Origin of the sequence: Chitinophaga barathri (assembly GCF_003807585.1) — a bacterium.
Classification (GTDB): domain Bacteria; phylum Bacteroidota; class Bacteroidia; order Chitinophagales; family Chitinophagaceae; genus Chitinophaga; species Chitinophaga barathri.
In genome coordinates this window covers 207,041-219,223 of record NZ_RMBX01000009.1, presented here as the reverse complement: position 1 = coordinate 219,223, position 12,183 = coordinate 207,041, and the positions used below count along the sequence as shown (strand labels likewise).

General features: G+C 54.1%; 6 protein-coding genes. 5 read left to right on the top strand and 1 reads right to left on the bottom strand.

The window, feature by feature from the left end:
- Window positions 1-6 precede the first annotated feature (6 nt).
- Together EG028_RS17390 and EG028_RS17385 are read left to right on the top strand one after the other, a co-directional pair.
- Window positions 7-2,304, top strand: a complete 2,298-nt coding sequence (locus tag EG028_RS17390; RefSeq protein ID WP_221198108.1) for a hypothetical protein — start codon at window positions 7-9, stop codon at window positions 2,302-2,304.
- 23 nt (window positions 2,305-2,327) lie between these two features.
- On the top strand, window positions 2,328-5,306 hold the full coding sequence (locus tag EG028_RS17385) for a LamG domain-containing protein (protein ID WP_162946556.1): 2,979 nt from the start codon (window positions 2,328-2,330) through the stop codon (window positions 5,304-5,306).
- 128 nt (window positions 5,307-5,434) lie between these two features.
- Here the strand turns inward: EG028_RS17385 and EG028_RS17380 are convergent, their stop codons facing one another.
- Window positions 5,435-6,394, bottom strand: coding sequence for a glycoside hydrolase family 43 protein (locus tag EG028_RS17380; RefSeq protein ID WP_120517775.1), 960 nt, complete (start codon window positions 6,392-6,394; stop codon window positions 5,435-5,437).
- Window positions 6,395-6,887: 493 nt separating this feature from the next.
- Between EG028_RS17380 and EG028_RS17375 the strand changes: the two genes are divergently transcribed.
- From EG028_RS17375 to EG028_RS17365, 3 genes are all read left to right on the top strand, one after another.
- Window positions 6,888-7,472, top strand: a complete 585-nt coding sequence (locus EG028_RS17375; RefSeq protein ID WP_120517776.1) for an RNA polymerase sigma factor — start codon at window positions 6,888-6,890, stop codon at window positions 7,470-7,472.
- Window positions 7,473-7,533: 61 nt separating this feature from the next.
- On the top strand, window positions 7,534-8,685 hold the full coding sequence (locus EG028_RS17370) for a FecR family protein (protein ID WP_120517777.1): 1,152 nt from the start codon (window positions 7,534-7,536) through the stop codon (window positions 8,683-8,685).
- A 116-nt stretch (window positions 8,686-8,801) separates the two neighbouring features.
- Window positions 8,802-12,164 carry a SusC/RagA family TonB-linked outer membrane protein gene (locus EG028_RS17365; RefSeq protein WP_120517778.1) on the top strand — a complete coding sequence of 1,121 codons (3,363 nt, stop codon included), beginning with the start codon at window positions 8,802-8,804 and terminating at the stop codon, window positions 12,162-12,164.
- Window positions 12,165-12,183: the final 19 nt, after the last annotated feature.

Sequence of the window (12,183 nt, the reverse complement as noted above, 5' to 3'; positions counted from 1 at the left end):
TGGCTGATGTTGGGATGGTCAGGTAACACCTGCGCGAAGCAGTCTGAACTTCCCGCAGTCCTGCGCCCGCTGAATGGCGGGCTGCAGGTCAGCCTGATGCAGTATGAAGGAACGGATATCAGGAAAATACTGGTTTTTCACGGCGATGTACTCACCGATGGGGAGAACGTGTGGCAGCTCACCTGGAATACGAAGAAAAGCGAAGACGATGGAGACGCCGTTGAGCTAACATGCAGGCTACTGAAAGGGCGGGCAACGAATACCGCGCTGGCGGTAGATTTTGGCTTCGGGAAATGGAGCACGGACAACTATGTGATGGTGCCGGGCATTGTATACAACGGCAACAGGTATCGTTCCATCGGCAACGGTTATAACCCGGACTACCCCAAAGACATGTATTTTAATCCTGCTGTTCCGGTTACGATTTCCAACAGCCCGAGGCTTTCGCTGCCGGGCAACGATATTTCTTTTCTCGAACTGGCAACTACCAACACCGCGGCGCCCGGCATGAATTTTTACGCGCCGGCGGCGGGCAGGAGCTGGTTTATACTTACGGAGCAGCAGACCAACCTGGGCAATAGCGGCCTTTATATCTTCGAAAATAAAAAACGCGACAGCTGCACCTTCCGCATTACGGCGCCCGCCATGCGCAAAAGCGCCGCGGGGTTCGGTGATTTTCATCCCAGCGGGGACAAGGCCCCCGACTGGTCGGCAGGCGATGAAACAAAACTCCGCTTTAAAATATGCTCAAAGAACTCTTCCGGTATACCAGCCCATTTGCAACATTTTATGGCAATCCGCAAAACGGTTACCGGTCCCGGCCAGCCGCGCAACCTCGTGCCTATGAGCAAGCTGGCGCAGTTGGGGACGGACATTTGCAGGGGCAATTTTATTGAAACAAAAGCAGGCAGCTATTACCTTCCGGAAAACAGCCGTCACTTCCAGCTCGGATGGGTGAGCGGCATGATCAATACCTTTCCCATGCTCGCGTTGAACGACTCGTTGGAGCGTAGCCGCGTAGCGCGGGAACTGGATTTTATTACGTCTGAAATGCAAGGGCGCAGCGGATACTTTTATGGATTTATTTCAGAAGATGGAAAGATAGGCACAGAAAAAGCGCATCCCGATTTTCCGATGGTGCAGGCAATGGTGCGTAAAAACGGGGACGTCCTGTTTTGGCTGATGAAACATCTCATGCTGTTGAAGGACCAGGGTTATGGAAGCATCATCAACTCTCAGTGGGAAACGGCCGCGCAACGGCTCGCCGCCGCCTTCGTAAAAACCTGGAAGCAACATGGCGAATTCGGGCAGTACATCGTACCCGAAACCGGTGAGATGGCCGTTTTTAATTCCTCCGCCGGGGCCATTGTGCCGGCGGGCCTTGCACTGGCATCGGGATACTTTGGAAAGCCGGAATGGCTTTCCGTTGCGGAATCGTCCGCCGCTTTTTATTACCACCGCGATGTGGAGCAGCGGGGCTTCAACGGCGGAGCTTGCGGCGACATCTCGCAGGATGCGGACTCTGAAACAGCGTTCGGGTTCCTGGAATCGTTGATGGCATTATACCGTTTTACCGGGAAATCCATATGGCTATCGCGCGCCGAAGCGCAGGCTGCCCTTTGCGCCAGCTGGACCATCGCCTACGATCCCGTATTTCCTCCCGGCAGCGCCATCGGGAAACTACAGGGCCGGATGGCGGGAGCGGTGTGGGCCAGCAGCCAAAACAAACATGCAGCTCCCGGCGTTTGTACTTCTTCCGCGGATCATATTTTTAAGCTATACCGGGCTACCGGCAACAGCCGTTATGCCGAACTCATCCGCGATATCCAGCACGCGCACACCGAGGCGGTCAATATGCCCGGTCATATCACCTCGAACTACCGTACCGGCAGCAGCATGGAGCGCATACAGCCCAGCGACGCCGAGGGTAAAGGCGGTACCGGCAATTTTATCCATACCCGCAACTCATGGACCGAAACCAACGGTATACTGATGGCAATAGAGCTTCCCGGTATCTACGCGCGCCCGGGAGAAGGAAAATGGTTCGTGTTCGATCACATTGAAGCGGAGAAAGTGTCGGAAGGCAAAAATTCTCTCACCTTACGACTCACCAATCATACCCCTTACAATGCGGCTGTGTCCGTATTCGCGGAGACGGCGCGCCAGGCTGCCAAACCAATGGGATACACCGCGTTTTCGCACTGGCCGAAAGTATCCGTACCTTCCGGCGGAGAGGTTATCGTGCAAATCATGGCCGACGGCGCCGTCCGTACCAGGCCTCACAAACCTATAACAGCAAATTGAATATGTACGACAGCAAAGGAATTATGAAGACGATCTATCTGACGACGGTATTCGCGGTATTGTCCGCAGCTGCCTCTGCGCAGGATCATTCCGCGATTCACTACAATATGGGCCGGGCCGGCGCGGTTACCTACGCCACGGCGCCCGATACGCTCTGGCCTGCGTCAGGGCCCCGGCTTGCACTTAAGCGGAAAGGCCAGCCATTGTTTTTTGCAGACGCTCCGGCCGAAAAGAAACTCGCCGGAGAAGGCGCTGTGCTCTTTAAAGAGAACGCAGGTTATGCTTCTCAGGGCGTGCTTGGCATTGGACAACAGGATTTTGTGCTGGAAGCCTGGTTGCAGGCCAATGCCCGCCAGGGTGCTGCCGACCGCCTGCCTGCTAAAACTGCCGTGCTGGCTTTTGGTGGAGGAGGATCGGGGTATGCCGTTTGCAGGGAAAACGGGCAATGGGTTTTGTATCTGAACGGTACAGCTGCCGCGTCACCTATCGGGCCGGTTGTGCCAGGAGAATGGGCGCACATTGCCATCGCCGTTGCAGGCAATAAAGCGGTGGCTTATCTGAACGGGAAAAAAACGCCCGCTGAAGTTGCGGTAGCCCGCATGCCGGCGGACACGCTTTTCCTTGGCTCAAGCGCCCGTATGCAGGCTTTCTCCGGTCTCATTTATGAAGCACGTATCACGCCGCTCGCAAAAGGGAAATTTAATCCCGCGAAAGATCTTCATTTCAACCAGCAAGCCGTTGTCCGCAATAAACAATTAGCTGAAGCGCGGCAGAAAAAGGTCATTTCCGCTATCGCCTCTAACCGGCAGGTGCGGACAATGGAGGATGCGGACAAAGTTGTTGTGCAGGAAGACTGGTTGGTGTCACGTATTGCGACGAAATCGGAAGTTAGTTTCAAACCTTCTCCGGACGGACTGAGCGGCAAGCTCGGATTATCCAACGGCCTCATTAGCCGTGAGTTTTATATTGGGGACAACCTTGCCGGCGTCAGCTTTAAAAATCTTAGCAACGGCGCTCAATTCCTCCGTGCGGTTAAACCGGAAGCCAGGATTAAATTCGGTGATACCTGGTTTGATATCGGCGGCCTTTCAGGGCAGCCGGAAAAATCCTACCTCCTCGAATCCTGGCTCAAAGATATGGTGACCGACCCGATGGCCTTCCAGTTCTCCGGACTGGAAGTACTTCAGCCGCAGGCCCGCTATCCCTGGCAGCAGAAATACAACGCGGCGCATGCGGACTGGCCGCCGAAAGGATTGCAGGTGGTGATGCATTACGAGCCGCCTGCAGGCAGGGCCGAATGGAAAAACTCGTTGAAAGTTTCCGTTCATTATGAATTGTACGACGGCATCCCCGTGCTGGCCAAATGGATCACTATCCGCAATGGTACCGGTGCGCCCGTATTGGTGGCCGAAACGGAATGCGAAGTGCTGGCGGTGAACCAGGACCAGGAAAAACGGCTCCATGTGGAAAGCGATTATTCCTTCGCGCTGGCCAATGCTGACCGCCGGGGAAGCGCGCTCATGCATTACAAGGGCGAGCCGCCCGCATATCATGTGGGGGGCTCCACCACATCCTGGGAAGTGGACAAGGATTATCATACATGGGCGTCGCACAACCAGGCGGAAGACAAGTTCCTGGATTTTCCTCATCATTCACTGCTGGTGAGCCGCCTGCCGATGGGTCCTTCGGAAATGCTTGCGCCGCAATCCGTATTTACTTCTTTCACCACCTTCGAATTATTGCACGACAGCGATGACCGTGAGCGGCAAAGCCTTGCCCACCGGAGATTCTATCGTACACTTGCGCCGCAGGTGACGGAATCTTTGCTGACGGGCGGCATTACTTCCCATGATCGCGTGGAGCTGAAAAATTTCATTACACAAATGGGTGAGCTCGGCTTCGAAAGGCTGGATATTATGGCCTGGCCGGGTATTTCGCACGATAAACTCGATACTGCATATGTGGCGTTGTGGAAAGAAATTGCGGATTTCGCGAAAGGAAAGGGCATCGTGATGGGTGGATATGAATTGCAGGTAGCATCAAGAGGAAGAGGCGCGGATGTGGATTGTGTGGACCCGGAAACGGGAAAGCCCGGCAGCCTGTTTGGGCAAAGCGTTTGCATCGCCAGTAAATGGAAGGACACGTATTATCCGAATATGTGGAAGTTCTACGACCGAACGGGGCTTATGACTTACAATATGGACGGCCCTTACCACGGTGACGTATGTGCTTCCACTTCCCATGCGCATCACCGGGGACTGGAGGATTCGCAATGGAAACAATGGCAGACGCAAGTGGAAGTATTACACGAGCTGCAGCGCAGGAACATGTATGTCCCAATTCCGGACTGGTATTTCCTGAACGGGCAATCGGCTACGGGCATGGGCTACCGCGAAGCAAGCGCCAATCTTACGCCGCAACAGCAACTGCTGCTCGGCCGCCAGTACATCTACGACGGCACCTGGCACAAAACGCCTACGATGGGCTGGATGAGCCTTCAGCTGGTAGGTTTTTATACGAACGATCCACGGGTGGGACTGGAGCCGCTTGCCGATAACCTCGGGAGATACGAAACTGGCCTGTTCCAGCACCTGGCAAGCGGTTGCCAGTTTACTGTACGCGGCAAAAGACTCTACGATACGCCTGAAACAAAGGCGATGGTTTCAAAATGGGTAAACTGGTTCAAACAATACCGCGAAATCCTCACCTCCGACATTATCCACATCGGCCGCCCCGATGGGCGCGACATCGACCTGATGCTGCACGTCAACGCGGGTATTCAGCATAAAGGCATGTTGATTGCTTTTAATCCTACCGACCGGGCCATTACCAAAGCCGTGAAAGTGCCGCTTTATTATACCGGCATCAAAAGAAATGCGAAAATTACCGGTGGAGATGGTAAGGAAATGGAGGTGGCTCTGCGGGAAGGTGATTTTATTGATATGCAACTGACTATACCGGCCGGGGGATTCGGCTGGTACCTGATACAGCAAGGGAACTAAACCGAACGAATTGAACTTTCATTCACTGTCTGTCCTCATTTTCCACGTTTTTTACACGTAGTATCTGATTTGAATAATTGAATGCACCCTCCGCTTTTTACGGAGGGTGTTTTTTTATACTCCCGCCATCATGGTGCGGTTTCCAGCCACCTGAACGACTTTGTATCCGCTTCCAGTATATCTTCGCCATCATTTACCCGCCGGAACCGTAGCGCCACGACTGCCGTGGCACGGGGAGATACGCGATCGTCCGAGCGGTGAGTATGGAGGACATAATACATTTTCCCATCCCTGTCAAAGAACACATCGCCGTGGCCCGGGCCGTTTTGCCCGACCATTTGCCGGCTGATAACCGGGTTGCCGGTGTATTTTTTCCAGGGCCCGGTTGGGGAATCGGAAGTGGCGTAGCCCACCGCATAATCCTTGTTGCGGAAATCGTTGGCGGAATAGATCAGGTAGTAGATGTTTTTATGTTTGAGGACGGTCGGCCCCTCTGCTACCGGCCAGCCGGCTGCGGCTGTGTTTTCCCACCCTTCGGTACTGGAGATACATTCCTTTTCCGTGCCGGGCACTATGTCTGTCAGGTCCGGCTTCATTTCCGCGACGAAGATCCGGTTCCCGTTTTGCAGTTTAACATGGTATAAATAGATCTTTCCGTCTTCATCAAAAAACAGGAAAGGGTCGATCTGCTTGCCGGTACCGCTAAGCGGCAGGGGAGCATCCTGCCGGAAAGGGCCTGCCGGACCGGATGCCCTGGCAATTGCAATCTGTTCGTTGGCAGTATAGGCCATATAATAGCTGTTACCATGTTTAAACACCTGCGGCGCCCAGAAACCGCTGCTGCCGAAAGCGTCTCCGCGTTTCAGGGCAAGGCGCCGGGTGGAATCTTTGGGCTGGCTCCAGGTCTTCAGATCAGCAGATTCATAAAACAGGAAACCGTGGTTGCTGCCGGTCCCGTACAGGTAATACTTTCCTTTGTCCGCAAAAATGGTCGGGTCTGCGAGGAATATCGCCGGTTGCTGCGCTGCGCTGTTGATGGCCGCTGAGGTGATTGCAACTGTGAGTATAAATGTTCTGAGATTAGCCATAATTTAAATATAGGAAAAAAGTATTGTTTGATATGGAGAGCTTCCGCTGCGTGAAATTTTCAGCAATCAAACCGGGAATTAAACTACGAACACGGGAAGGGAAATTGAATCCGGACCGGTTTGTGTTAATTTTTGGTACACCCCAAAGGACTTTTCCCGAACCAATTTTTGGCAGGGGGTAAAAATTTTACCAGGTATGTGGATTGTATAATTGATTGAATATTAATAATTATCAATTCATACCCGCGCCCCGGACTGTATAGACAAACGACAATAAGCAGTTGCCGGACCCTGTGTTTTCGCGCAAACCATCCATAAGCGAATGCCCCGGGAATTGGCGGTAATCTGGGAAATTTCATTTAAACTTTTACCTTTGCCCCCGATCTGCCGTCTTCATCCGCGGCATTAACCATTTTAACCGACGTATTTTCCGTTCCTGTTCTATCCTGCCGCTCCCGATTACAATAACATTTAACCAGGAACTATTTAACAAGTGCCGGCTGAACCGCTACATAATGATGATACCGCGCTACTCCTGCGTATCGCCGAAGGCGACGAACAGGCATTTGCGTCCTTGTTTATGGCCTGGGCCACGCCGCTGGCCGCTATTGCCATGAGGATATTGAAGAGCGAATATGCGCGCCAGGAAGTGGTGCAGGAGGTATTCATTAAAGTATGGCTGAACCGGGACAAGCTGGGCAAAGTGGAGCATCTGGGTGCCTGGCTGCGGAAGATCACTATCAACCAGAGCCTGCTGGCGCTGCAGCGGCATGCCACCAGCGACAAACGCCTGGCGGAGTTGCGGCTGTCGCAGGAAGAATTGCAGGAACAGGCCAATGCCCTGGAGCTGAAAGAAACGCGCCGCCTCGTGCAGGAAGCCATCGAATCGCTTCCGCAACAGCGGAAGAATATTTACAAGCTGAACCGGGTGGAAGGAAAAACCACGCGGGAGATTGCCGAAGAGTTGCAGCTCAGCCACGGTTATGTACGGAACGCCCTGAGCGCTGCCCTGGCGGATATCCGAGACCGGCTTTCCACTTCCGGGCTGCTGGTATTGCTGGTGTTCGTCCTCTACTAAAATTTTTTTTTCTTCTCATGATGACATTCCTCCCTTTCCCCTGATCTTATATACGAACAGCATGGAAAATACCCGGTTACATAAACTTGTGCAGGACTTCCTGGATGATAAGCTGGATGCGGCAGGCCAGCGGGAGTTTTACGCACTGCTGGGCGATCCGTGGCAGCGGGAAGCCCTGGCGGGGATATTCATGGACCTTACCGGCCAGCCGGATATGACGCTGGCATTCGACGAATCGCTGCTGCCGCTGCTTGAAAAAGCAACAGCGGTGGACGTTCCACGCACAACACCTGTACGGCGCATGCGCTACTGGAGCTGGGCTGCAGCCGCGGCGCTGCTGATCCTCGCCGCCGGTGTTTACCGGCTTACGGATCATCGCGTGGTAAAGCTCGCCGGCCCGGAACAACATGCCAAACACGACATTCCGCCCGGCAAACAGGGCGCCGTGCTCACACTGGCGGACGGCTCCACTGTGATGCTCGACAGCATGGGAGATGGCGTAGTGGCCAGCCAGGGAGGCACCAGCGTGGTGCTGGACGAGGGCCAGCTGGCGTACGACCCCGGGGAGAGCGGTGCGGCGGGCAATTCGTTCAACACCATTTCCACACCCAGGGGGCGGCAGTTCCGCATCGTATTGCCGGACGGAACGAAGGTGTGGCTGAACGCAGCTTCCTCTATACGTTACCCGGTATCATTCACAGGAGATACACGGGAGGTGAGCATTACCGGCGAAGCTTATTTTGAAGTGGCCGCGGATGCATCCAAACCATTCTCCGTGTATTTCTCGGAAAAAGGTGTGGTGGAAGTGCTCGGTACTGCTTTTAATATTAACGCATATGCGGACGAGCCGGTGGCGAAAGCCACACTGCTGCGCGGGAGCATCCGTGTGAACAGGCAGCAGGTCTTACAGCCGGGAGAACAGGCGAATATTAACGACAACAACGATATGACCGTGAACAGCGAGGCGGACGCCGCGAATGCCATCGCCTGGAAAAACGGATTGTTTGTAATGAACAGCACGGACTTGCCGGCACTCTTCCGGCAGATTTCCCGTTGGTATGATATAGAAGTTATAATGAAGGGGCAGCTGCCCCACCGCTCTTTCGGTGGTACTATCGGCCGAAATGTAGGACTGGCGGACATGATCGAAGCATTGAATATATATGGGGTGAACTGCAGACTGGACAACGACCAATTGATCGTACAACCATAAAGACATTAACCAAAATAAAAAACCGCCCCGTCTGACTCACGGAGCGGTAAAAAGGTCGGGTTAATAAAAACCAATACAAGTTCTGTTTTATTTATCAACCAAAACCAACCCAATGTATGCATTTAATTGCGTTTTTGGCCCGGCAATCTTATGTGCCTGCCGGATTGCTGATGAGACGTTTGCGCTGTACGAGAACAGCCGCGTTCCTTCTCCTTGTTGTATGCCTCCAGGCCAGCGCCGCTAGTGCGCAAAGGGTGAACCTGAACCTGAAGAAGGCTTCCCTGAAAGAAATATTCGGAAAGCTGGAAGCGCAAACCGGTATGTCTTTTATGTGGGACGAGCAGCTGATCCGCCAGGCCACCCCACAGAACGTACAGTTGAGCAACGCCACACTGCCGGAAGCGATGGACGTGGTGCTGAACAACCAGCCGCTTACTTATCGCATCGTGAACAGAATGGTGGTGATCAATCAAAAGCCAGGCGCCGTATCTGTCCCTGTTGCCATGATCCTTACCGGCACCGTGCGGGACGAATCCGGTAAACCCGTTCCATTCGCCACCGTGCGTATGAAAGCGACCACTTTCGGCGCAGTCACTTCGCCGGACGGTACTTTCCGTTTTGAAGTAAGAGGTTTTCCCCTGGTGCTGCAGGTGAGTTGCCAGGGTTACGCTCCGCTTGAACTGACCGTAAAGGCGGCAGGACCGGTGAACGTGATGCTGAAACACTCGCAGCAGCAGATCAACGAAGTGGTGGTGACCACAGGGATTTTTAACCGGAAAAAAGAAAGTTTCACCGGAGCCGTGACCACCGTGACCGCTGAACAACTCGCCGCTTTCGGCAACCGCAACCTGGTTACTTCCCTGCGCAACATTGATCCTTCCTTCAACATCGTGGAGAGCAACACCTTCGGCTCCAATCCAAACCGCCTGCCGGAGATCCAGATCCGTGGTAACTCCAATCTGCCGAATGTGAACGAGCTGCAGGACGAAACCCGCGTGGGTATGAACACACCGCTGGTGATCCTGGACGGATTCGAGTCAACGCTGCAGAAGCTGCTGGACATCAACCAGAACGAAGTGGAATCCATCACGATGCTAAAAGATGCTTCCGCCACGGCCATTTATGGTTCCCGCGGCGCAAACGGCGTGATCGTGATCAAAACCAGGGGGCCAAGGCCGGGTAAGCTGCGCCTGGCTTACCGCGGGGATGTGAACATCGAGATGCCGGATCTTTCCGCCTACGACGTGCTGAACGCCCGCGAGAAACTGGAGCTGGAATATAAAGTAGGTCTGTACAACAATGCCCGCGCGGAAAACGACGTGCCGCTGAAACAGTATTACAACTACCTGATGAGTGAAGTAAACCGCGGCGTGGAAACAGATTGGTTGTCCAAACCCGTGCGCACCGGCATCGGGCAGCGGCACAACGTACGCATGGAAGGTGGGGACAACCAGTTCCGTTATTCTATCTCCGCGCAGCTGAACGACATCCAGGGTGTGATGAAAGGTTCCAGCCGCCGGGTGTTCAACGGTACCATCAATCTCAGCTATTATTACCGCAACGTACGCTTTACCAATAACCTGCAGATAGGGCTGGGAGAGAGCCATGAGAGCCCTTACGGCTCCTTTTCCGATTATGTGGGGATGAACCCCTACTGGTCCCCCTATGATGAAAAAGGCCGCATCAAAAAAATACTCGGCGACCCAGGTTCCACCATTTACACCAACCGCTGGAACCGCCTGCCCACCAATCCCCTGTACGACGCCACCCTTAACACTTTCCAGGAATACAAGACCTCGGACATCACGAACAACCTTTCCGTGGAATGGAACATCACCCCGGACCTCACTTTCCGCGGCCGGCTGGGCCTTACCAAACTTAATTCGGATTCAGACTACTTCCGCCCCGCGGAACATACTGCCTTCGCTTCCACGGAAGATATCCTTCGCAGAGGATCTTACCGCTACGGCGTGAACAAAGGTTTCCGTTACGATGCCAGTGCCAACCTGAGCTATACCCGCCAGATGGGGAGCCATGCGGTATTTGCGGGGCTGGATTACAACATCCGGGAGAACAAAGCCTCCGGCTACAGCTTCATGGCGGAAGGGTTTACCAATCCAAACTTCGACTTCATTTCCATGGCGCTGCAATACGCAGAGAACGGCAAGCCGGGCGGCAACGAAAGCCTTTCCCGTTCCGTGGGCCTTACCGGCAGCGTGAACTATACTTACGCCGAACGATATTTCATGGACCTGTCCCTGCGTTCTGATGGGGCTTCGCAGTTCGGACGGCTGAACCGCTTCGCGCCTTTCTGGTCCGCCGGCCTGGGGTGGAACCTGCATAAAGAATCCATGTTCCGGAACCTCTCCTGGGTAAACCGCCTGAAGCTGCGCGGCTCCGCGGGCGTGACCGGCTCGCAGAACTTCAACGCGTACCAGGCGCTGAGCACTTACCGCTATTACACGGACGACCGGTATTTTAACTGGACCGGCTCTTACCTCATGGGCCTCGGCAACGAGTACCTGAAATGGCAGCAGAAAATGAACTACGACGTGGGCCTGGAAGCGGAACTGTTCAACCGCCGCTTTTCCATGGTAGCTGATTATTATATCGAGACGACGAACGGCCTTATATCCTTTGTAAACCTTCCGGCATCCAGCGGCTTTTCCGGCTATATCGAGAACATCGGGAAGCTGGAGAACCGCGGGATAGAACTGAAAGCCACCGTGTACCTGGTGCGGAACATGCGGAAAGGGCTTGTATGGAGCGTGAGCGGCGCGATGGTGCACAACGTGAACAAGATCGCGGAGATCTCCGAGGCGCTCAAAGCAGCCCAGAAAAGCATCGCCGGGGCGGCGGGCGCAGTGCCGGGATTCCTGTACATGGAAGGGTATTCCACGAACACCATCTGGGTAGTGCCTTCGCTGGGCATAGACCCCAGCACCGGCAAAGAACTTTACCTGGACCGGAACGGCCAGCCCACCTATCTCTGGAATTCCCTTGACCTGCGCGCGAGCGGCATCAGCGAGCCGAAGTACTTTGGCAACTTCAGCACTTTGCTGCGGTATAAGAATTTCTCCATGAACCTGAGCTTCGGCTACCGTTTAGGCGGGCAGCAGTACAACCAGACACTCATCAACAAAGTAGAGAACGCGGATTATGCCTACAACGTGGATTCCCGCGTGTACGACAACCGTTGGCAAAAGCCGGGGGATAACGCTGCTTTCAAAGGACTACTGGTAACTACGCCGACAAACAGGACTTCCCGCTTCGTGCAGGACGAAAGAACGCTGAACCTGCAGAACGCGAACTTCCAGTATGATGTAAAAAGCGCCTTCGCAAAAAAGCTGAAGATGGAATCGTTGTCTTTCTCCGCGAATATGGCGGATCTCTTTTACCTGTCTACCGTAAGGCGGGAGAGAGGTACGGACTACCCGTTTTCCCGGCAGCTGTCCTTTACCGTAAACGCACTCTTTTAACCGGCAAATTTCGTGTTAC